A 22,508-nucleotide genomic window follows, 5' to 3' on the forward strand; every position below is an offset into this window, starting at 1 on the left:
GGTACGAAATTTATTTTAGTTAAATTTTTAATACAGAATTTATAAATAAACCAAGCAGTTTAACCGGAGGTTCAAAACATTTAAACATCTTTTTTGTACTCTTATTAGCTGTTTAACAGGCTGCTCCAATTGGCTTTAATCGTATTAAAACAGAAAAAAAGATTAAATAATAAAACACAGAGCCGGATAACCAAGTATATTATTTCAAACATATAGGAAGAAACAATACCCAACTTTTTATTTTATATAAAAAGTTTACCTTAAAACTTATGAATATGGCAACAGAAAAAGTCTCCATACCTACTATCGGTATTCGATACGGTATAATTGCGTGTGTATTAATGATTGTTTATTTTATCATAATGGTTTTACTGGGCCTTTCGGATAGTGAAGTGGTTCGTTTTGGTAGCCATATATTTGTAATTATAGCGGTAATATTAGCTATAGGTACATTTAAGCGCTCCCGGGGCGGGCACATGCCTTATTTACCCGGCTTGGGCATTGGCTTTGTGGTGGGCCTGGTAGGTTCGGCACTTTATGCGGCTTTCATTTTCTTGTACGCCCACTACATAGACCAGGATTACCAAAACTCCTTACGTACCCAAGATTACTTTGGGGCATTTTTATCGCCATTGGCTTTGGCTGGTTCTATTACCTTGTTAGGGCTGGTTGTGGGTGCTTTTACCGGTTATACCCTTATGATGCTGTACGATAATTCTGGTGGCAGCTTCGAGAACCGCAAAGCCTAAATAAATATTCTGCATTTAAAATGTTGCAGCATTGCAGCAACTAACATTTATGAAATACAACGCAAAAGCTGGCCAATTGCCGGCTTTTTGCATTATCGGGCAAACTGGTTTTTAATTTTAACTTGTCTCTCCGCCATAAACATTATTTAGATTGCTGCCAGTGCGTGAGTTGTTGAAAAGTTTGGTATAACTAAATGCCAGATAACTGAGATTTAATAAGTTAATGCTGTAAGCTCGGCCATTAACTAATAAGTGGCATTAGGAAACAAATAAAGTAAGCACGGAGCAAAATTCTTCAGCTTTAACGGGTTAGTAATGGCAAAAATTAAAAATGGCCCTAATTATTAAAATTAAGCACTTTTTTCTTTACCAAATGTGGCGGATTACGTATAAAATACCAGATAGTTGTAGGTTTAAACCTAAATATTTGCTATCTTTTATTAGGTTTTAGAAGGGCCTGAAATTTAAAATAGAGTTCGTAAACTAAAGTTATAAGTCTATGAAAAAGTTGATTTTAAGTATAGTATTTGTATTGGGAGTGTTCGTGGCTTCGGCTCAGAATAATGATGCCCGAACGAATAAAGATTTTGTTTCCTCGGTAAGTACCAACGATCAAATCCGGCAATTATCTAATAAAATGCAGCTGAACGAAGGGCAATATATTCGGTTGCGCGATTTAAGCCGGGCTAAAAACGAGCAGATAAGAGAAATTAATAACATGTATGTTAATGATGCCACTACCCGGCAGCAAAAACTGCAGGCAGTAAATCAAGACTTCGAAAAACAGTTGGCCCAAACTGTTTCGCAAGAGCAATTTACAGCTTATTTAGCTACCCAGGGCCGTGCCCCAATGAATAACGCTGGTAATACCTATCAGGCAACTGGTTATGGCGGACAGTCTTTAGAAAGTGGCGCAGCAACTGGTACATCTGTTAACGGTGGCGCGGCAAACCCCAGCGATGCCAATATTAACAATAACAGCAATACCAATGTAAACGGTAACGATGCTAAAGAAAAGAAAAAAGCTAAAAAGGAGAAACGTTCGGGTAAGATGAAATCAGAAAAGATTAATAATTTTTAAATTTAAAAAATTACTAAATACAAGTTCTGTAATAAAAAAAGCCGCTGCTATATGCAGTGGCTTTTTTTATTACAGAACTTGAGAGTTGAGTTACTAAATATTATTTTCAAATTTAATTTTATACACCCGGTCCAGTGCATCGAACCGGATAAGCACTTTGCTGGCTTTAGATAATACTTTTTCGTTTTCACATTGGGTGCCCTTCTGAATAAAGTAAGAATATACCCGTTCCCCGCTTTTTTCAAGCGAGTTTCCTTCGGGTTTACCCAACAAGGCTAAAATATCGGTGTGGTTTAAGCCCATTAACATAGCTTTATTTTTTTCTAATCCGGCAACTAAACCAGGTCGAATATCCTGACAACTGCGTACATCCTGCCGCCAAGCTTTTTCGTTAAAATCCGGTAAATTAACGGGCGAGGAACAGCCATTAAAAAGTACAAAACAAGAAAAAAATGCGGCAGTGTAACAAGCTGAATTTCTTAATAAAGTAAACTTATGGTATAGAGGTTTCAAGAATAAAAAACGCATGTTTCTGAGTTATAGATAGAAAATATTCTGCAAAGATGCTGTTCCGTTGGGAGAATTAAGAATAAATAGCTTTAAAATTTTATATTGGGAACAATTATAGCAAAAACACACGTTAGTACAGTACCCTAATAAAAAGCATTTATGAAAAGATACACTGTTTTAAGTGCCGCTTTTATCTTATTTGCGTTTACCAAGCCCGCTGTTAGTCAAAGTCCCGGTACTGCGTTGCACCAACCTGCGCTTGCGGCGGTTAATACGGTGCCAATTAAAGCTACTAAGCCGGTTAAAGCCGAGTTACTGGCTGAAGAAGCTTTTGAAGATTATTTAAAAGATAGTTTTGACCGGATGGACTTAAGAGGCAAAGGTTTAAAACTGGCTATTTACCGGAAAGCTGTTATTGGTTTCCATAATCTTAAACGGAGTAAAAAAGTATCTGCGTCTAAATCAATTTTATCGATTGTTGATTTTAGCAAATCGAGCCGCCAAAAGCGTTTGTGGATTATTGACTTAAAAAACGAAAAGCTGTTATATCATACTTTAGTGGCGCATGGGCAGGGAAGCGGGGCCGAAATGGCGACTGTTTTTTCTAATAAATTAAATTCGCACCAGAGCAGTTTAGGCTTTTATGTAACCGGCAATACTTATTTTGGAAAACACGGCTTATCCTTAAAATTGCACGGTATGGATACCGGCTTTAATTCTAATGCTTACCAGCGTGCCATTGTCGTACACGGGGCCGATTACGTGAGCAATAATTTTATTAAACAACAGGGTAGGTTAGGTCGCAGCCACGGCTGTCCGGCGGTTCCGCAGGAACTAAACAAAAAAATTATTGAGGTGATTAAAAACCAAACGGTATTGTATATAGATGCCGATGTAAATACGTACGCATCGGTCTACCTGAATAAATCCGGCGCTTTGGCGCAGTATGCAGCCGAACACAAAATTTTTCCATCGAGCAACCAGGCAAGTATATAGTTCAACTCAAAATAATTTAGGCTTAAGCCCAATATTGAATAAAATATTAAACAGAAGAAGCCCGCTGAATAATTATTTCAGCGGGCTTCTTCTGTTTAAGTTTAATTAAAACGCGATTAAGCTTCGTCTTTGGTACCTTTTACCAATCCTATACCCGAACCAAAGAAAATGAGTCCTACTACAAAGGGTATTAGCGCGTTAAAGCGTCCGCCCGGCACGCCGGCCCCGCCGCCTGTCATAAAACTGTAAGCGCCCCATATAATGCCTATTATACCTAATATTGTTAACAAAGCGCCAAAAGATCTTTTTATGTTCATGGTTTTAATATTTTAAATTATTTATTGCTGATTTTAAAGTGTTCCTCTTTTACGTTATAATTAGCTTCGGGTATATAGTTTTTTTTTAATTTCTGATTAGCGCCCAAATAGGGCCAAATTCAACGGTTTTTATGCCTTGATTTTGCTCTGAAAATATTTATGCCTTTGGTAAAATTCACCTGAAACTATACCCGTAGTTTAGCGTTCATACACCCGTATTAATACTTGAAATTATGCGCGGCGCATTTAAATATATTATCGCATTAATAATTGCCGGGGTATCGCTCATTAGCTATTGGTGTAAAAGAGAACCCAACGAAATTACCGGCGAAACCCAGCACATCGACATGACCGTGGACCAGGAAATTGCCTTGGGTTTGCAGGCTGCGCCCGAAATGGCAGCCCAGTACGGAGGTTTGCATCCCGATCAGCAAGCTACGGCCAAGGTTAAAGAAATAGGACAGCGGTTGGTACAACAAACCAAAGCCGGCACCAGCCCCTATAAGTTCGATTTTCATTTACTAGCCGACGAAAGTACCCTTAACGCGTTTGCTTTACCCGGCGGACAAATATTTATTACCGCGGGACTTTTACAAAAACTACAAACTGAAGGACAGTTAGCGGGGGTGTTAGGCCACGAAATTGGGCACGTAATTGCCCGGCATTCGGCGGAGCAACTCGCTAAAGCCAAATTAACGCAAGGCTTATCCAGCGCGGCCGGCATTGCTACTTACGACCCAGACCGGCCTGCCAGTGCCTCCGGCGCCATTGCGGCGGCCGCTATTGCCAAACTCATGACCTTAAAATACGGCCGCGAAGATGAACTGGAATCGGATAAATGGGCGGTTAGGTTTACCGCCGACGCCGGCTACGATCCGCGGGCGATGATTGGGGTAATGGAAATATTGGGAGCGGGCCGCTCCGGCGGCGGCAGCGTTGAATTTTTCCAGACCCACCCAAACCCCGAAAACCGCATTACCCGTATTCAAACCGCTATTCAGGAAGAATTTCCCGAAGGTATACCCAGTGGATTAATTCAATAACCTGTTTATCTTATATGTCACACAAAGCTTCTATTCAGAAGGTTTTATTTGTTCTTAACCCCATTTCGGGCGATATCAGCAAAGAAGAGGTGCAGGCCATGATTGAAGAATATTGCGCCGAACACCAGATACATTTATCTTTTTACCATACTACCGGTGTAGATGATAACGAAGAAATTAAACAGCTTATAACGCACCATCAGCCGGATGCAGTAGTGGCTATAGGTGGCGACGGCACCGTAAGTTTAGTAGCCAATATTTTAAACCATCGCGGAATACCTTTGGGCATCATTCCGTTGGGTTCGGGTAATGGCTTGTCTAAAGATATTGGCATACCCCAGGAAATTGACCAGGCCCTGGCGCTGCTAAAAACCGGCGTTATTAAAAAGATTGATTCTTTGGATATTAATGGCGAAACGGTTTTTCATTTAAGCGATTTGGGTTTTAATGCTTTTATTGTAAAGAAATTTAACGAAGGCGAAACCCGTGGGCCCGGCGCTTATGCCTGGATTGCTTTACAGGAATATATTAACTACACGCCTTTTTTCTATAAAATACAAACCGATAAAGAATATTGGGAAGGCGAAGCTTTTATGGTAACCATTGCCAATGCCAACGCTTTTGGCAGCAATGCCACCATTAACCCCAGCGGCATTATAGACGATGGTTATTTTGAAATTTGTTTAATAGAACCTTTCCCGAAAGCCGCCGCCATTGGTTTACTCTTTAGCTTATACACCGATAAAATTCATAATTCGGTTTATTCCCGCATCTTAAAGTGCAAGTCGGCTACCATTCAGAAAAGCCCCGATGATATTTTGCAGATAGACGGCGAACTGGTGGATATGAAAAGCCCTTTTACCGTTAAAATGAATAGCAAAAGTCTGGCGGTGCTGATGCCGGCAATTACGGAAGAAGAGTAAAATTAAGTGCCTATTATTTTCCGCTGAAATATTACCTCGTGCGATTGCCCGAGCAAAGCTGTCGGTTCTAAAACCCGCAGCCATACCTCATTATTACTGTAAAAATCCACCACGAAAAATCCTTTGTGCTCGTGGGTGAAAACCGCTTTGCCACCTTTTTTAACAAAAGCCGTTTTGGAGCCAGAGCCGCTTACCAAGTAATGATTGCCTCTTACCGGAAAATATTGCAAGTTATGATCGTGGCCGGCCGCGTAAATAATATTATTATGCTGGTGGAGTAAGCGCAATAATTTTTTGCGTAAGCGCCGGTACCGCGGATGCGCCATATCTTCGTAAGCGCCAAAATATTTGCGATAAACCGGGTATACTGAACCGGCAACCGGCAGGGGAACGTAAAGTTTCTTGTGGGCTGCTGTTAACGGAAAAAAATGCTGCTTAACCGTAGAGCGTCCGCCGTGCTGGGCATTGCTAAACAACGGATGGTGTGCCGCCAATACAATACAATCGTTGCGGTGCTGGTGCAGCAAACGGCTAAGCTCCAGAAAAAACTGTTCTTCGGAATCTACGGTGCAATTATAATTTTTGCCAATGGGCCGCACGCCTTTTTGTACCCACCATTGCGTATTTATAACAATTAACTGCAAACCGGGTGCCAGCGGCATCGAAACCGGCCCCGGACAGCCATCCAGGGGTAAATAACTGTTCGCGCAGTTTAATTCTTTCCGGATAAATTCTTGTTGCTCCAACACGTACTGCAACCCGTTAGAGCGGCCTTTGTTCCAGTCGTGGTTGCCGCTTAAATATATTACCTGCCCCTGGTGTTGTTTAAACGTTTGGAGCTGCGCCATAATGCGGTGTTCGGCCTGTTCGCGTTTATAGCCCGAAAAAGGCGGCAAACCAGTCGGGTAAATATTATCGCCCAGAATTAGCAACGTGCCGTCTGTTCCGTTTTTTTCCATCCATTTGCGCATTAATATTAAAATGGGGTCGTTTTCAGCATCCGAAATGCTACCGGGGTCGCCGAGCAAGGCTACGGAGTGAATAGGTTTGGGCAGGTCCGGCAAATCGGCTAACTGATTATCGGCCAGAAACTTAAAATAAGGTTGGCGCCGGTATCTTCGTTCAATTAAATAGGCAATTAAAAATCCAAAGCAAACCGATAATAAGAAATAGAAGATATAACTATAAACCATGTACCCGGGTAAGAACTTCGTTTAGCTTACATACCTGATTACGGACCTAAAAGTTAGGCGGCACCGCATTTTTAAAGTGGCCGTTCATTTTAACGCGTTCTTTTAATTTTTCGGTTTCTAATACCACGGGCAAAATTTTTTGCAAATGATGCCACACCATTTCCTGCCGCGACAGCTCATCGGGGCATTGTAACAACTGATATTCCTGTTCGGTGGTAAGGCCCAGGTGGTGGGCAATATCAAAAACACGGTAGTTATTGGGCAGCTTCATAAATATTTTATTAATGCCCAGAATACTGTAAAGCTGCCGAATACTTTCGTTAATTTTTATTTTGAGTTGCCAGTCTTCGTTAACTAAATCCGGCACTTCTTCGATGGTGCCGGCCGGGTAAAATTTATTGGGCGCTTGTTTAAAAAAATCAAGTATCCGGATAATGCGCAGGCCTTCGGTTTTTATATCCATTTCGCCTTTCGGGTGTATTTTCTCGATATTTAAAAGCTTTACTTCGGTGCCCAAAGCCGATACTTTGTTGTGTAAATAAGCCGGAATACCAAAGGTGATGCCGGTGGTTTGGCATTCCTGAATTAATTGTTTGTAGCGGGGCTCAAAAATATGCAGGTTTAGTTTTTCGCCCGGAAAAACTACCATATTTAACGGAAACAAAGGTAAAAATCGGGTCATTTAGGTTAGTTAAGTAACTAAAGTATTCTTTTATACGAAATATTGCGGGGAACCAAAGCTCTTGTAATAGCCCTGCTACTGCTTTCCCCGAAACATAACGGTTTACTTTTATCTTAATTTAATATTTTTGCGCGATACTTAAACATGAAGCAATTAAATCTAAATATTAAAGCCCTGGTTATAAAGTTAATTTTAACCTTATTTCTGGGAAGCGTTTTATGGGTTTTAATTTATCGGTGGCTGCCCCCGCCGGCTACTTTGCACATGTTTAAACGGCGCGCTGCGGCCGGTAAGCAAGATCTACCAAATAAAACAATCCAGTACACCTACGTAGCCCTAGAAGACATAACTCCTAACGTACCCCTGGCTATGATTGCGGCCGAAGACCAATTATTTTTAAAACATGATGGTTTCGATTTTAAAGCCATGAAAGGCGCTTTTGAACACAACCAAACCAGCAAAAAAGTAGCGGGTGGCAGTACTATTAGTCAGCAGGTAGCAAAAAACGTATTCTTGTGGCACGGCCGCAGTTACCTGCGCAAAGGAGTAGAAGCTTATTTTACTTTTCTGATTGAATTGCTCTGGGGCAAAAAACGCATTATGGAAGTATACTTAAATATTGCCGAAATGGGCGACCGTATTTTTGGCATTGAAGAAGCCTCCCGCATATATTTCAAAAAAGCGCCGAAAGATCTTACGCCTAATCAAGCTGCCCTTATTGCTTCGGTATTGCCCAACCCGGTTAAATATTCCGTTAAAAACCCATCGGGGGCCATATTGCGCAAACGGCGGCGGGTAGTGCTAAACATGCGCCGTTTGGGAGGCGTTGCCCATGTTCAGTCCATCACCGCTAAAAATATTAAGTAAGATTAAATTCCTGGCTTTAATTTGAATTTCCTTGAATACATTTTTTTAGTTTAAGCAGCCCGTTTTTGTCATTCAGGAGGAACCTATTGGGCTACCTGCTAAATAGGTTCCTCCTGAATGACAGAGGTGGATTAAATAGCCCTCTTTTTTAACATGCTAATATTTCAATAAAGAAATAATCTAGGACGGATTTTCAGCAGTGGGCGTTGAGTTTTCTTCCGGTTCAGGGCTTTCGTCTTTAATTTTTTCTTCCACAATAGCCGGTATTTCTTCGCGGTAAATTAAACCGGCTGCGGCGGCATGTTCGGCGGCCTCTACCGATGTTTGTACCAGCACCATATCTACTTTGCCCTGTTTTAATTCTTCCGATACTTCCACCACCATTTTAGCCCGGTCGGGTAATTGCACATCGCGGATGTAAATGGCCAGAATTCGGGTAGGGAAATTCTTCACTACTTCACGGTAAATATTAGCATCTTCCTGGCCGCTGTCGCCGATGAGCACAAAATTCAGTTCGGGGTAGGTCAATAAAATATTCTGAATTTCTTTGTACTTATGACCCATGTGGTCGCTGCGGAAAAGCTTTTCTTTCTCTAAGCCAAAATCGCGGAGCAAAATGGGGCCGTGCGGAATTTCGTTTATATCCAGGAAATCGTGCAGCAAATCGTACATATTCCAGGGGCTGCTAGATACGTAGAAGAAAGGATTATTGCGTTTGCCGTTGCGGCCCAGTTGCAGCGATTTATAAAAAGCCGAAACGCCGGCAAAAGGCAGTCGGGTGCGGGCATTGTTAAAAACCACGTTGCCCCACATCGCCACCATATCCGTAGATTGGGTTTTAATAATGGTATCGTCTATGTCGCTGATAATGCCGTATTCTGCATCCAAAGGTGGCACTAATATTTCGGCTTGGGCCTGCAAACCATCCGGTATTTCTACGGGGGCATCTACTAGTTCTACTACCATATAATGCCAAATATCGTTTAGTTCCAGTGGCGTGGTGGGCTCCAGGTTAATTACAAAATAGCCTTCTTTGTCGGTAGTAGTTAAATGTTCCTGGTCCTGAAACTTAATCTTGAGCCGGGCATTGGGTATTTCGTCGCTTTCGAACCGGCGGTACATGTTCAGAATATTGGTAAAGAAAGTATCAGTATCGGCGGGCGGCGTAATGCCTTTATCGGCTAATACCCGGCCTTTCAGGTAAAGGCGGTTACGGGTGCCATAACTCCGGTAAGTAATTATTTGCAAAGGGCTAAACAGGCCCAGTCGCTGGCGAATATTTAAAATAATATTATCGGCTTTGTCTTCGAGGTTAGATGCCAGACGGGTAAAGTGTTTTTGCCATTGTGCCATAAGGGTAATATTTACCTCCGAAGCTTTAGCCGGAGTAGTTGTATAAAGAGTAAATATATTGAAATCTAAATTCTTCTGTAAAGTAGATAAAGGGCTTCATAAATCGCCAAAAATAAAAAATCCCGGTTTTTTATACCGGGATCTACTCTTTTTTTTAGGGTTGGGTTACTGATTGAGAATATTCTTCATTTGGGTAAAGCTGGTAGAACCCGACGGTGTAGTTTTGCAGCCTTGTTGCTGGGCTTTATTGTTAATGGCTTCAATCCGGTTACCCGGGTCGGGGTGGGTACTTAAAAATTCCGGCACGCCAGCCGATTGGTTTTCGGATTGGGTTTTCTGGAAAAAGCCGGCCGCGCCGTTGCAGGCATAGTTGGTGCCACTTAAATATACCACCGAAAAATCATCGGCTTCGCGTTCGGCATCCCGGCCAAATTTTAAACCGGTTAAGCCTGTAGCAATTTGGGTAAGGGCACCCTGGTTCTCGCCAACTACTATTGCCAGCAATAAATTAATGCCGTATTGGGTTTGCAACTGCTTGGTGGTGTGGCGTTTATCGGCATGGGCAATTTCGTGGCCCAACACACCGGCAAACTGATCTTCGTTGTCTAAATATTTAATGAGGCCGCTAAAAACGTAGATATGGCCGCCCGGCGTAGCAAAAGCATTCAGGGTTTTATCGTCTTTAATAATTTTGGTATCCCATTTAAATTCATCTTTATAAGCTACTTGCCCCGAACTTAATACCCGGTTCACGATGGCGTCGAGGTGCTGATAAGCGGGGGCATAACGGGAATTATTGCGTTCGATTAACTGGCCTTTGGCCCGGTAAGTAGAATCTACGGTGTGCGCTACCTGTTCGCCCAAAGCAATATCTTGATCTATGGAAAACAATAGCCGGTCGCCGTTTTTATCTTTGGCGCACGATTGGGTTAGAAAAGCCAGCAGCAAACCAAAATAAGCCAAGCGGTAATTAATAATTATTTTTTTCATGGTTAGGGTTCTAAAATTTAGCGCAAATAAAGCAAAGCTATTAATAATTTAGGTTAGGTTTTTCAGCCGCAATACTACTAGCGGCATAACTTTATAGTACGAAAAATGAAGTTTTATTGCTTATGAATATTTATAGAGAAAACAGAACCTTCTGGTGGTAAATATTAAACCTTGAAATACAAAAATTTACCCCGGCGGCTCGGCAAAACCTTTTAGTATAAATTAGGTTATAAAGAACATTCCTAATCTGGAAGAAATATTATAAACCTGAAAATGGCTAAAAGTTTAGCAGAAGTAGACGTACACGCTTTATATGCCGATCCGGCCGGCACCGCCTCGATGGCTGGATTGCGGTACTTGCCCGATACAAAAAAAGGAATTACCCGCGTACAAGAAGGCGAAGCATTTATTTTTTTGGACCCGAAAGGTGAGCCGGTGGCGGATGAAAAAACACTCGAACGCATTAAGAAATTAATAATTCCGCCGGCATGGGCCGATGTTTGGATAAGCCCATCTGCCAACGGCCACATTCAGGTAACCGGCCGCGACCAGAAAGGCCGGAAGCAATATATTTACCATCCCAAGTGGCGCGATGTACGCAGCTTAACTAAATTTGGCCGGATGATCGCTTTTGGCGAAAGCTTACCGCAAATGCGGGAACATATTGAAAAAGATTTAGCACAGCGGCAGTTAAACAAGAGAAAAATAGCGGCTATTGTGCTAAACCTGCTCGATAATTCTTTAATCCGGATAGGTAACCGCTATTATGCCCAATCGAATAAATCTTACGGCTTAACTACCCTCCGCGACCGCCATGTGAAAATTGAAGGCGATAATCTGAAATTTAGTTTTGTGGGTAAAAAAGGCGTGGAACACGAAATTGATATTCAGGACCGGCGCCTGGCTAAACTGGTAAAAAAATGCAAGGATATACCAGGGTACGATTTATTCCAATATTTCGATGAAGAAGGCAACCGGCAAACCTTAGAGTCGGGCGATGTAAACGAATATATTCAGGAAATAAGCCAGCAGGATTTCACGGCCAAAGATTTTAGAACCTGGGGCGGTACCGTGTTAATGGTACAATGCCTGGAACAATTACTGGACGAACGCCCCGAACTGGAAAAAGAAAAAACCGTGAAAGAAGCTTTTAAACAAGTGGCCAAAGGTTTAGGCAATACGCCTACGGTATGCAGCAAATATTACGTACACCCGCAAGTACTCGATATTTTTAAAGAAGATAAATTATACGATTACCTGAAAAAACACGATGCGCCCAGCACCGGCACTTCTTATTTGTCGCCGGTAGAGAAAATGGTATTAAATATGTTAAAAACGGTTAAGCCCAATTAATTAACAAAGAACCAATTAAGTTTATTGCGGTTAGTCGTGCGTGGCAATTATTTCGTGCTTGTTTTTTCTGGCTTTAACTTTTATTTCGGGTTTCTTTTTATTCGGTTTATTAATTACAAACTGGTCGTTATTACCTAAACCATCCAAGGTTATTTTCTTTGTTTCCGGAAAAGTAAAAGCCCGCTTGTATAGCAGCCTGGGCTGTTCGCCGGCGTTTGTTGGTATGGTAAATACTTCTACCAGCGTTGTTTTAGCCGCTTGCTGCTGCACCACAAATTTTTCCTGCTGTTCGGTGCCCAATATTTTTATTTCCTGGGTTAAAAGTTTATAATATTCCTGAGCCAGTTCGGGGAGCTTTTGTACCCTGGTTTCTAATTCTTTCCTGGTTTTTTCGCCGGTAAGCGCATATACCGAATTAGGAAACCGGGAAACGGCCTGCTGAATTACTGCTGGCGTAAGAGCTGCCTGCAATTCCTTAGCTACTTTTTGCCAATCTTCGGCGGTTAGCTGGTTTAATAATTGTTTATCTAACTTCTGGCTTTTATGGGTTAAACCACCTACATCCGGAATATTATGAATAAAAGGTTTTATGTGGCCCACCAATATGCGGCGGGTAAGCAGCCACGGAATCAGGCCATCGGCAAATTGATAATAAGCATAATCGCGGTCTTTAGGAATGGGTTTGTATAAGCTTCCACCCGCGGCGGTGGGGTATTCGGCCCAATTCCACTGGCCTTCGTGCCGGTCTAAATCTTCAATTAAAATATCGAACAATCGGGCGCGGGCAAAAGCCAACTGATCTACTTGTTGGTGCGGAGATTTTTTAAGTTGTTCGAAAAGCTTTTCGGAATTAAGAATATTTTTAGCTTGCTTAAACGCGGGTGGTAATGATTTTTCATTTACAAATTTTTCTTCCAACATGGTTAATTTGCCGCTAAAGTTTTGCTGGTACTGGCCCAACCCGGTTTTCGTAGCCGCCACATAATATAAGTTTGGATTGGTATGAAAAATATTGGCCGCCTGGGCCAGCGGCGGTATGGTAAAAGCGGCGTAGGGATTAATGGCCGAAGTTTGGTCGCGCATCAGGTTCTGCAGAAAAGTTTTTTGCCAGAAAGATGATAAAGATTTAGCCGGATCTTTATCGAGGGTGCGCAAGGTAAACGTGCGGCCGTTCGGGTTTACTAACGTCAGGCTGGTAGTTTGCAGCCCGCCACCTTTTTCTACTGGCATTAAACCACCTGCTAATTCCGCTGGGTTTAATATGGGTACTTCCACCGGTATTGCCCAAACGGTTCGGTAATGTTTTCCCCAGATTAACTGGTGCAAGCCCGAGCGATTATAATGCCTGCCAGCCGTTGCCCAAACATAGCCGGGTTTTGGTGGTGCCAGTTTTTCTTTTTCGGCGGGTTTATACAAGGCATCTTCCTGAAAATAATGGTGCCGGGCGCAGCTCCACAAAAAACAAGCGCAAAGAATAATAGTTAGCCGGGTTAGCCAATGAACCATATTAATTGAATATTTAAAATATAATAGCTTTTTTCCTTTGCCGTGCATTTTTGTCTGTGCGAAGCGCACATTAGGTTAATTTAAGCGCCAGTAAATACGTAAGTAAACATAGCCAGCAGGTGTAGTTTACTTTAACGTAAATAGAGAAATAAAGTATTATAAATATTCTATATTATTTGCTAAACTTGGTCTAGGAACTGGTTTTAATGAAAAAGGTTTAATAGAAATTACCTGGAACAGCAGCCTCAGTTCAGGTTTGAATATTATATAATAATCAAACCCGAAAATAATTTTATAGGCTGGTTGGGGTTAAAGTTTTAGGAAAGGAGTACGGTAAGCCGATTTGTTAACAATGATAACGCAAAAGCAAGGCAATCAAATATTTAAGTAATGTTTAAGCCGGCATATTCCTGGGTATTAAAACACAATTAATTTATCGCGCATGCCTGAGCGCATATAGCCCCGGATTATTTGTTGCACGTCTTTGTTATCGTTGTAGCGTTTAATTATTTCTTTAAAATCATTAAAATTTGTTGCACTAAAAGTTTCGTCGATAAACCCGAAGCCTAAGTAATGGCCGTTTTCAATGCAAACCACCGATTTTTCTTCGGGCGTGCGGCCTTTGCCAATTAATACAAAATTATCGTGCTCAAAACTAAAAGAATCTATGGCTGCATCTACCCGGGCGTTGTATTCTTCCGGCGATTCTTTGCCAATACAAGCCCCGTTGCATTGGTGAACCTGGTAATCGAAGCAGGCGCCGTTAGATTTATACAGGCTGCATAACTTTTGGCAAAGGTTAAATTTCTCGACTTTGTGAAATAAAAAGCTCTTGGATTTATGGTGGTTAGATAAAGCAATGAGCGGAATACGATCGTTGCTAACTTTATCGAAGGTTAACCGCTTGTACCCGTTCTGGTCGAAATAAGCATAGATGCCCGAGTTAAACACGCTGCGGCGTTGTTGCCGGTTATAATAAGGTTTCAGCCTTTTTATCTCGTCCGACTCATACAACAAAGCCACTAATTCGCTTCCGGTTAATTCGTAAGAAATATCGGCAATCCGGTTTTTAAACTCCAGCGATTTTTTGCTTTTGTAATCAATGTTAAAGTGCTGAATAATGCGCTTACGAATATTAATGCTTTTGCCCACGTAAATAATTTCGCCGTCGCTGTCGTAAAAGTAATAAACACCAGCTTTGTCGGGCAAAGCGTCTACCTGGTCGCGATTAATTTGGGGAGGTAGCAACGAGGTTTTAACCGCCGAGGAAATTACATTTTTACTGCTTTCCAGCGCATCCGGGGTGCCGTCGATGGCCGGCTGGTTTATTTTAAGCAAGCGGTCGAACAGAATGGCCGTAGCTTCGGCGTCGCCAATGGCCCGGTGGCGCATTTTTAACTCAATATTTACACTCTGGCAAAGTTTACCTAAACTGTAAGATGGTAAGCCCGGTATAAGCGAGCGGCTAAGCCTAACGGTACATAAGGTTTTGCGTTGGTAATTATACCCTAAATCGCCGAATTCTTTTTTTACAAAAGAATAATCGAATCGGACGTTGTGGGCCACAAATATTTTTCCTTCGGTAAACTGCACAATTTCTTTAGCCACCTCATGAAACTTAGGCGCGTCTTTTACCATGTCGTCGGTAATGCCGGTAAGTTGGGTAATAAAGTAGGGGATAGGCCGCTGCGGATTAATAAGAGTATGGTATTTATCTACAATGCCTTTTCCATCATGAATGAATATGGCAATCTCGGTTATTCTGTCCTGGGCCGGCTGACCACCCGTGGTTTCAATATCTATAATGGCGTACAAAACACTTAATCTTTTAGCAAGTACAATTGAGGGGCTAAGAACGGCCTCTTTTCTAAACCACAAAAATAGCAAATGCGTTTCCTTTGTTAGTAAAAACTAATATAGTTAGTAAAACGCTTAATTAAAAATATTTAAATTTAAAGAACAATATTCTAAGTAGATGAAGATTTACTATTTGGGTATATTATACCAAATAGTATAAGCTAACTTCCATAAATACGCTCTTTGTCATTTTGAAACAATCTATTGTTTAGATGTTCTTACAGGCAACTAGCGTTAAAAGGTATATTACCTACTTGATTTTCTAACCAAAAGGTCCTTGCAGGATGACAAAAATAAAGGTGGGTTTTATGGAAGGTAATATTTACTATTTGGTATTAAATATTGCTTTAATATATAATTACGCTATCAAAAGTAAGGCACAAAAAAAAGCAACCTTATTGGCTGCTTTTTTCCTAACAAACACTAAACTTACTAATTCTTTAAATTCCTGTTTTTAGGGTTGTTAAGCGGTTCTTAGCTTCTAAAATATCATGATGCTGGCGTTCAATTACGGTCCGGACATCTACTGGTAAATCCTGAATTTCCAGGGCTTGCTCATATGTTTTCAGGGCGGCCGCATCGCCGTTTTCGCATTCGTTTAAAATAGCATCGGTGCTGTTGCCCGTAATTGCCGATTTTAGGTTTATCCAACCCCGGTGCACCGCATTAGCCGCATCCATTACTACACCTTCTACGGTGTTGTCGTTCCGGGTTTCAATGCCATATTGGCGAACCTGCGTTTCTAATTCGTTCACGAAAGAAGCCCGTTGTTGAGCTAAACGGCTCAATTCAGACTTAATCTGGGGATTTTCTACGTTTTCGGAGGCCGTTTCGTAACCTTTCATTCCAGCTTTAGCAGTTTCTACCAGGTCGTTTACGGCTCTAAAGGTTTTTTCTTCAAAATTATTATTCATAGTTTTTCGTTATCTAAGGTTTATACGCTTTTATCCCTAAGCCAAATAATATTTTGTTAATAGTTTGGAGTAGGGGTAAAACTATATACCGGATTCAGGCTTTTTAAGTTACACGCCTTATTTGGGTTCCTGCTCAGAAGGTTGCTCTTTCACTTTCTTCTTAAACCGGTTAATTAGTTTATTAAAAAAGCCGGGCTCAGCATTGCGCTGGTTGGTATCGCCTAATACAAAACCAATGGGGCGCAAAGGCTCGTAGGCATCGAAAACTACTTTTAACATGGCAATTACCGGAATAGATAATATCATGCCGGCCGCACCCCAAATTTCGCCGCCAATAATTAAGGCCAGAATAGCTGCAAAAGGGTTAATACTTACTTTAGAACCGGTAATATTGGGTGTTATAAAATTACCTTCTAAAAACTGCACAAATGTAAATATACCAATTACAATTACGGCATTCAGCAAAGAGCCAGTTTGAATTAATGTATACATGGCCGGGAGCAAAGCCCCAATTAATATGCCGATGTAAGGAATAATGGTTAAAACGGCGGCAAACGCGCCAAAGAAAATAGCATAAGGCACGCCCATAATCATGAGGCCTACGGTATTCAGGATGGCTACAATTACAATCACAATCATTAAGCCCGAAATATAGCTTTCCACTACTTTCTGAATATTATCCATGGTGGTCATGAAGGCATCGCGCTTATCCCTGGAAATACACTGGAAAATAAACCGCCGGAAATGATCGCGGTAATACAGCATACAAAATATATAAATGGGTACCAGCGTAATTACACTTAAAGCGCCGGTGGTAACCGAAATGGTGCTGCCTAAAAAGCGGGTGCCGGTTTCCTGCAAGGCTGTTAAGTTTTTGCTTAATAGCTCATTTTTACTGGTGGGCTGTATGCCAAACTTCTGAAAAAGAAACTGTTGAATTTTATTTACAAACACCAGCAGCTTATCCGAAATATTCTTCATCTCCTCGGAAAAGCTGGCTATCTGCATCGATAATAGATAAATTAGTAAGCCCAGTACCAAAACAATAAATATTAAGCTGGTAATAATAGCCAGCGAACGCGGCATTTTTCTTTCCAGCCGCTCCGAAATAGGCAGCAACAGCAACGCAAATAACATCGAAAAAAGAATAGGCACCAGAAAAGACTGAAACATCTGGAGCAGGTAGAGCAATAATATTAGCCCCAATAAAATAATGGTGTATTTTAAGTAGTCGGGTAATTTAAGTTCCATATAAAATTAAGGTTTAGCTCTTTAAGCGTAAGGCGTTTTATTTTGTTTGGGAATATAGGGTAATATTTTTCGCTGGGCTTGGCGGGTATAAAATTAAAAATTTTTATTAATCCGTTTTGCTCTTTATATTAGCAAAAAAGCCAATTAAAATAGCTTTTTATTGAACCTGTTCCGTCTGAATTTGGTTACTTATAAACCAGAATAAAGATGCTTGTTTTATAACATTTTACGTGATTTTTTACGCCCTTTGGCCTTTAGCGGCTCATTCACCGGTTTTCCGTATCGGATTAAATCCTTACCTTTAGTCTAATTTTATTCTAAAATTTATTGCTTTTTAAGAATGGCAGAAACAAATAATGCTTATACCGAAGACAGTATCCGCTCCCTGGATTGGCGCGAACACATTCGTTTGCGGCCAGGAATGTACATTGGGAAATTGGGCGACGGCTCATCCCAGGACGACGGTATTTACATTTTAGTAAAAGAAATTATTGATAACTCCATCGACGAATACGTGATGGGCAATGGCAAAACCATTGAAATTAAAATTTCCGAACACAAAGTACAGGTACGCGATTACGGCCGGGGCATTCCGCTGGGCAAAGTAATCGACTGCGTATCTAAAATAAACACCGGTGGTAAATACGATAGCAAAGCTTTCCAGAAATCAGTTGGTCTGAACGGGGTAGGTACCAAAGCCACTAATGCCTTAGCCAGCTATTTTCGGGTGCAATCGGTACGTGACGGGCAAATGAAAGTGGCTGAATTTGAACGTGGCGAACTGGTGCAAGACCATCCGGTAACCGAGACTACCCAGCGCAACGGTACTTTAATCACTTTTGTCCCCGACGATACCATCTTCAAGAATTACCGGTTTATTCCGGAATATTTAGAGAATCAGATGTGGAATTACGTGTACCTGAATGCCGGGCTCACGGTTAATTTCAACGGTCAGAAATATTATTCGGAGAATGGTCTAAAAGATTTACTCGGCCGCAAAGCCGATCCCGAAAGTTTGCGTTACCCAATTATTCACCTGAAAGGTGAAGATATTGAAATTGCTTTAACGCACGGCGACGAGTACGGTGAGGAATATTATTCGTTTGTAAACGGCCAATATACCACCCAGGGCGGTACGCACTTAGCAGCTTTCCGTGAAGCCATTGCCCGTACAGTAAAAGAATTTTTTAAGAAAGATTACGAAGCCTCCGACGTGCGTGCCTCTATAATTGGTGCCATTAGTTTGCGGGTGCAGGAACCGGTTTTCGAATCACAGACCAAAACCAAACTAGGTTCTATCTTAATGGGACCCGATAGCCCAACGGTGCGCGGCTACATCAACGATTTTGTGAAGGAGCATTTAGATAACTTCCTGCACAAAAATCCAGCCGTGGCCGATGCGATGAAAAGACGGATTGAGCAAAGTGAGCGCGAACGCAAAGATATGGCCGGCATTAAAAAATTGGCTAATCAACGGGCAAAGAAAGCCAACCTGCATAACCGCAAACTCCGCGACTGCCGCATCCACTTTACCGACGAGCAAAACGAAAAGCACTTGCTTTCAACCTTATTTATTACCGAGGGTGACTCGGCGAGCGGTTCTATTACTAAATCGCGGAACGTGGAGTCGGAAGCCGTATTTAGTTTACGGGGTAAACCGCTGAACTGCTATGGCCTGAAAAAGAAAGTAGTATATGAAAATGAAGAGTTTAATTTGCTGCAGCACGCTTTAAATATTGAAGAAGGCCTGGAAGATTTGCGCTACAACCGCGTGGTAATTGCCACCGATGCCGACGTAGATGGCATGCACATCCGGTTATTGCTGCTTACGTTCTTTTTACAGTTTTTCCCGGATTTGGTAAAAAATGGCCACTTGTTTATCCTGGAAACCCCATTGTTCCGGGTACGCAACAAAAAGGAAACCATTTACTGCTACAACGAAGAAGAGAAGCAGGCAGCCATGAAAAAGCTGGGCAAAAACCCGGAGATTACCCGTTTTAAAGGTTTAGGTGAAATATCGCCGGATGAGTTTGGTAAATTTATTGGCGATAATATTCGCCTGGAGCCGGTAATTCTGCACGCCGACACCTCTATCCCGAAAACGCTGAGCTATTACATGGGCAAAAACACGCCCGAGCGTCAGCAGTTTATTATTCAGAACCTGAAGGTGGAGAAAGACATTGTTGCCGACGTAGAAGAAGAAATTTATGCTTAACGATACTGAAAATGAAGGGCTTTTAAACGAACCGTTTGAAAGCGAAGAAAAAATACACGATATAACCCCGGTTGATGGTTTATACCAGAACTGGTTTTTAGATTACGCTTCCTACGTTATTCTGGAACGGGCCGTACCGGCCATAGAAGACGGCTTAAAACCCGTGCAGCGCCGCATCCTGCACGCCATGAAAGAAATGGACGATGGTCGCTTTAACAAAGTAGCCAACGTAATCGGACAAACCATGCAGTATCACCCGCACGGCGATGCTTCTATTGGCGATGCTATTGTAAACCTGGGGCAAAAAGATTTATTAATAGAAACACAAGGTAACTGGGGCGATGTACGCACCGGCGACAGTGCGGCTGCACCCCGTTATATTGAGGCCCGCTTATCTAAGTTTGCCCTGGATGTAGTTTTCAATCCCGATACCACCGTTTGGCAGGCTTCTTACGACGGCCGCAAAAACGAGCCGGTTACTTTACCGGTAAAATTCCCGTTGCTATTAGCCCAAGGCGTAGAAGGTATTGCCGTAGGGTTGTCTACGAAGATTATGCCGCACAACTTTAAGGAGCTGATTAGAGCTTCTATTGATGTGCTGAAAGGTAAGAAAACGCAAGTATTGCCGGACTTCCAGACGGGCGGCATGATTGACGTGACCGATTACAAAGGTGGCGCGCGGGGCAGCCGGATTCGGGTAAGAGCTACCATTGAAAAAGTAGATAAATCTTTGCTGATTATCCGGGATGTGCCTTATGGTTCTACCACCACGGCTTTAATGGAATCTATTGTAAAAGCCAGCGAAGCGAATAAAATCAAGATTAAAAAGGTAGTAGATAATACGGCGGCCAACGTGGAAATTCACGTGCAATTGCCGCCCGGTGTTTCACCCGATTTAACTATTGATGCGCTTTACGCCTTTACCGATTGCGAAATTTCTATATCGCCGAATATTTGCGTAATCATCGAAGACAAGCCGCATTTTATGACGGCCGACGACGTACTGCAGATTTCGACGCAGAAAACGTTGGCACTACTGAAGCGGGAACTCGAAATTCGGGCGGCTGAACTCGACCAGAAATGGCACATGTCGTCGCTGGAAAAAATATTCATTGAGAACCGCATCTACCGCAAAATTGAAGAATGTACTACCTGGGAAGCCGTACTGGAAGCGATTGACAAAGGTCTGAAACCTTTTAAAAAATTGCTGCGCCGCGAAGTTACCCAGGAAGATATTATTCGCCTGACCGAAATAAAAATTAAGCGAATTTCGAAGTACGACTCTTTTAAAGCCGACGAATATATTAGCAAGCTGGAAGATGAAATGGCCGAAGTAGCCGACAACCTGGCTAACCTGGTGCGCTTTGCCATTGCTTATTTCGAAAACCTGTTGAAGAAATACGGGCAGGGTCGCGACCGCAAAACCCAGATTAAAACCTTTGATGTAATTACGGCCCAAAAAGTTGCAATCGCGAATCAAAAGTTATATATTAACCGGGCCGACGGTTTTGTGGGGTACGGATTGAAGAAAGACGAGTTCGTGTGCGATTGCTCCGACATGGACGATATTATTGCCATTACCAAAGACGGGAAATTTAGAGTAACTAAAATTGCCGAGAAAACTTTTGTGGGCAAGGATATTATTTATGCCGGTATTTACAACAAGAACGACGAGCACATGGTGTACAACATGATTTACGTTGATGGTAAATCCGGTATTTCCATGGCCAAGCGTTTCTCGGTAAATGGCGTAACCCGCGATAAGGAATACGATTTAACCAAAGGCAATAAGGGTTCAAAGGTTCATTATTTAACCGCTAACCCAAATAGTGAATCGGAAATTGTAACTATTACGCTGGCACCGGCGTCTACGGCCAGGGTTAAAACTTTCGACTACGACTTTGCCGAGCTGATGATTAAAGGCAAAGGTTCGCAGGGCAACATGGTTACGAAGTACCCGGTGAAGAAAGTAGTACAGAAAAGCCTGGGCGAATCGACTTTAGGTGGCCGCGAGATATACTACGATGAAGTTATCGGCCGTTTAAATACCGAATCCAGAGGGCGTTATTTGGGAAGCTTTAATACCGAAGATACGATTCTGGTGTTGTTTAAAGATGGTAGTTACGAACTTACTTCGTTCGATTTAACTAACCATTACGATGTTCAGAATATTGAGATAATTGAAAAGTTTGATCCGGAGCGGGTGGTTACGGCTATTCATTACGACGGGGAGAACAAGCAATATTACGTGAAGCGGTTCCGGATTGAGACCCGCACCACCGGTAAGCGTTTCTCATACCTGAACGAAAGTAAAGGTTCTAAATTAATTTCTGTAACAACGCAGGAAGAACCAATTGCGGAGGTAAAGTACCAGAAAGATAAGAAGAGCGAAAAGGAAACCGAAACAATCAGCCTGAACCTCTTTATTGATGTGAAAGGCTGGAAGGCAACTGGCAACAAGCTGAATTATTTTAAAATACATAATATACAAATACTTAAAAAACCAGAAGAAGAAGTGGTGCCTGGTCCGGGAGCGAAGCAGGTAAAAAAAGTGCCAAAACCTATACCGGTAGCGCTATCAAATAAAGTTGAAATATCTGTGGATACGGCAACTATTCCGCTGGAAATAAGTAATATAGATAGTATAGAAGATAAGCCTGTTAAAGCTAAGAAACAATTAAATTTATTTTAGTTCTTGCTTTTATGCT

19 protein-coding genes are annotated in these 22,508 nt (G+C 41.9%); 9 read left to right on the forward strand and 10 right to left on the reverse strand.

Annotated features, from left to right (window positions below; all coding sequences use genetic code 11):
• Positions 1–275 precede the first annotated feature (275 nt).
• Positions 276–749, forward strand: coding sequence for a DUF4199 domain-containing protein (locus F0145_RS07025; protein ID WP_190277486.1), 474 nt, complete (start codon positions 276–278; stop codon positions 747–749).
• Between the two features lie 499 nt (positions 750–1,248).
• On the forward strand, positions 1,249–1,830 hold the full coding sequence (locus F0145_RS07030) for a hypothetical protein (protein ID WP_150087614.1): 582 nt from the start codon (positions 1,249–1,251) through the stop codon (positions 1,828–1,830).
• A gap of 93 nt (positions 1,831–1,923) precedes the next feature.
• On the opposite strand, the gene F0145_RS26520 is transcribed toward F0145_RS07030, so the two are convergent.
• Positions 1,924–2,139, reverse strand: coding sequence for a hypothetical protein (locus F0145_RS26520; RefSeq protein WP_223815868.1), 216 nt, complete (start codon positions 2,137–2,139; stop codon positions 1,924–1,926).
• Between the two features lie 360 nt (positions 2,140–2,499).
• Here F0145_RS26520 and F0145_RS07040 point away from each other — a divergent pair, with 360 nt between their 5' ends.
• The gene (locus tag F0145_RS07040) at positions 2,500–3,336 is read left to right on the forward strand and encodes a murein L,D-transpeptidase catalytic domain family protein (RefSeq protein WP_150087616.1); all 837 of its coding nucleotides are present in this window, start codon (positions 2,500–2,502) and stop codon (positions 3,334–3,336) included.
• A 116-nt stretch (positions 3,337–3,452) separates the two neighbouring features.
• On the opposite strand, the gene F0145_RS07045 is transcribed toward F0145_RS07040, so the two are convergent.
• On the reverse strand, positions 3,453–3,653 hold the full coding sequence (locus tag F0145_RS07045; RefSeq protein WP_150087617.1) for a hypothetical protein: 201 nt from the start codon (positions 3,651–3,653) through the stop codon (positions 3,453–3,455).
• A 233-nt stretch (positions 3,654–3,886) separates the two neighbouring features.
• Here F0145_RS07045 and F0145_RS07050 point away from each other — a divergent pair, with 233 nt between their 5' ends.
• Together F0145_RS07050 and F0145_RS07055 are read left to right on the forward strand one after the other, a co-directional pair.
• The gene (locus F0145_RS07050; protein WP_150087618.1) at positions 3,887–4,696 is read left to right on the forward strand and encodes a M48 family metalloprotease; all 810 of its coding nucleotides are present in this window, start codon (positions 3,887–3,889) and stop codon (positions 4,694–4,696) included.
• A gap of 14 nt (positions 4,697–4,710) precedes the next feature.
• Entirely contained in the window at positions 4,711–5,619 is a 909-nt protein-coding gene (locus tag F0145_RS07055; RefSeq protein WP_150087619.1) for a diacylglycerol/lipid kinase family protein, read from the forward strand.
• 2 nt (positions 5,620–5,621) lie between these two features.
• Here F0145_RS07055 and F0145_RS07060 read toward each other — a convergent pair whose 3' ends face one another.
• Positions 5,622–6,812, reverse strand: coding sequence for a metallophosphoesterase (locus F0145_RS07060; protein WP_150087620.1), 1,191 nt, complete (start codon positions 6,810–6,812; stop codon positions 5,622–5,624).
• A gap of 46 nt (positions 6,813–6,858) precedes the next feature.
• Positions 6,859–7,494 carry an LON peptidase substrate-binding domain-containing protein gene (locus F0145_RS07065; RefSeq protein WP_150087621.1) on the reverse strand — a complete coding sequence of 212 codons (636 nt, stop codon included), beginning with the start codon at positions 7,492–7,494 and terminating at the stop codon, positions 6,859–6,861.
• Between the two features lie 144 nt (positions 7,495–7,638).
• Between F0145_RS07065 and mtgA the strand changes: the two genes are divergently transcribed.
• Entirely contained in the window at positions 7,639–8,361 is a 723-nt protein-coding gene (mtgA, locus tag F0145_RS07070; RefSeq protein ID WP_150087622.1) for a monofunctional biosynthetic peptidoglycan transglycosylase, read from the forward strand.
• Between the two features lie 180 nt (positions 8,362–8,541).
• Here the strand turns inward: mtgA and F0145_RS07075 are convergent, their stop codons facing one another.
• The gene (locus F0145_RS07075; RefSeq protein ID WP_150087623.1) at positions 8,542–9,714 is read right to left on the reverse strand and encodes an App1 family protein; all 1,173 of its coding nucleotides are present in this window, start codon (positions 9,712–9,714) and stop codon (positions 8,542–8,544) included.
• Between the two features lie 165 nt (positions 9,715–9,879).
• On the reverse strand, positions 9,880–10,704 hold the full coding sequence (locus F0145_RS07080) for a M48 family metalloprotease (protein WP_150087624.1): 825 nt from the start codon (positions 10,702–10,704) through the stop codon (positions 9,880–9,882).
• Between the two features lie 273 nt (positions 10,705–10,977).
• Between F0145_RS07080 and F0145_RS07085 the strand changes: the two genes are divergently transcribed.
• The gene (locus F0145_RS07085) at positions 10,978–12,057 is read left to right on the forward strand and encodes a DNA topoisomerase IB (RefSeq protein WP_150087625.1); all 1,080 of its coding nucleotides are present in this window, start codon (positions 10,978–10,980) and stop codon (positions 12,055–12,057) included.
• Positions 12,058–12,087: 30 nt separating this feature from the next.
• Here the strand turns inward: F0145_RS07085 and F0145_RS07090 are convergent, their stop codons facing one another.
• The 4 genes from F0145_RS07090 to F0145_RS07105 all read right to left on the reverse strand — a co-directional run bounded on the left by F0145_RS07090 (position 12,088) and on the right by F0145_RS07105 (position 17,585).
• Positions 12,088–13,563 (reverse strand): hypothetical protein, encoded by a 1,476-nt coding sequence (locus F0145_RS07090; RefSeq protein WP_150087626.1) that lies wholly within the window; start codon positions 13,561–13,563, stop codon positions 12,088–12,090.
• A 417-nt stretch (positions 13,564–13,980) separates the two neighbouring features.
• Positions 13,981–15,378: an exonuclease domain-containing protein gene (locus F0145_RS07095; protein WP_150087627.1), complete on the reverse strand. Its 1,398-nt coding sequence runs from the start codon at positions 15,376–15,378 to the stop codon at positions 13,981–13,983.
• A 482-nt stretch (positions 15,379–15,860) separates the two neighbouring features.
• Complete coding sequence (locus F0145_RS07100) at positions 15,861–16,334, reverse strand: ferritin-like domain-containing protein (RefSeq protein ID WP_150087628.1); 474 nt, start codon at positions 16,332–16,334, stop codon at positions 15,861–15,863.
• A gap of 117 nt (positions 16,335–16,451) precedes the next feature.
• Entirely contained in the window at positions 16,452–17,585 is a 1,134-nt protein-coding gene (locus F0145_RS07105; protein WP_150087629.1) for an AI-2E family transporter, read from the reverse strand.
• Positions 17,586–17,925: 340 nt separating this feature from the next.
• On the opposite strand from F0145_RS07105, the gene F0145_RS07110 reads away from it, so the two are divergent.
• Together F0145_RS07110 and F0145_RS07115 are read left to right on the forward strand one after the other, a co-directional pair.
• On the forward strand, positions 17,926–19,800 hold the full coding sequence (locus F0145_RS07110) for a DNA topoisomerase IV subunit B (RefSeq protein WP_150087630.1): 1,875 nt from the start codon (positions 17,926–17,928) through the stop codon (positions 19,798–19,800).
• Entirely contained in the window at positions 19,793–22,492 is a 2,700-nt protein-coding gene (locus F0145_RS07115) for a DNA gyrase/topoisomerase IV subunit A (RefSeq protein ID WP_150087631.1), read from the forward strand. The genes F0145_RS07110 and F0145_RS07115 overlap by 8 nt, the downstream gene beginning before the upstream one ends.
• The last annotated feature ends 16 nt before the right edge of the window (positions 22,493–22,508 follow it).

Source organism: Adhaeribacter rhizoryzae (assembly GCF_008629685.1).
Taxonomy (GTDB): Bacteria; Bacteroidota; Bacteroidia; order Cytophagales; family Hymenobacteraceae; genus Adhaeribacter; species Adhaeribacter rhizoryzae.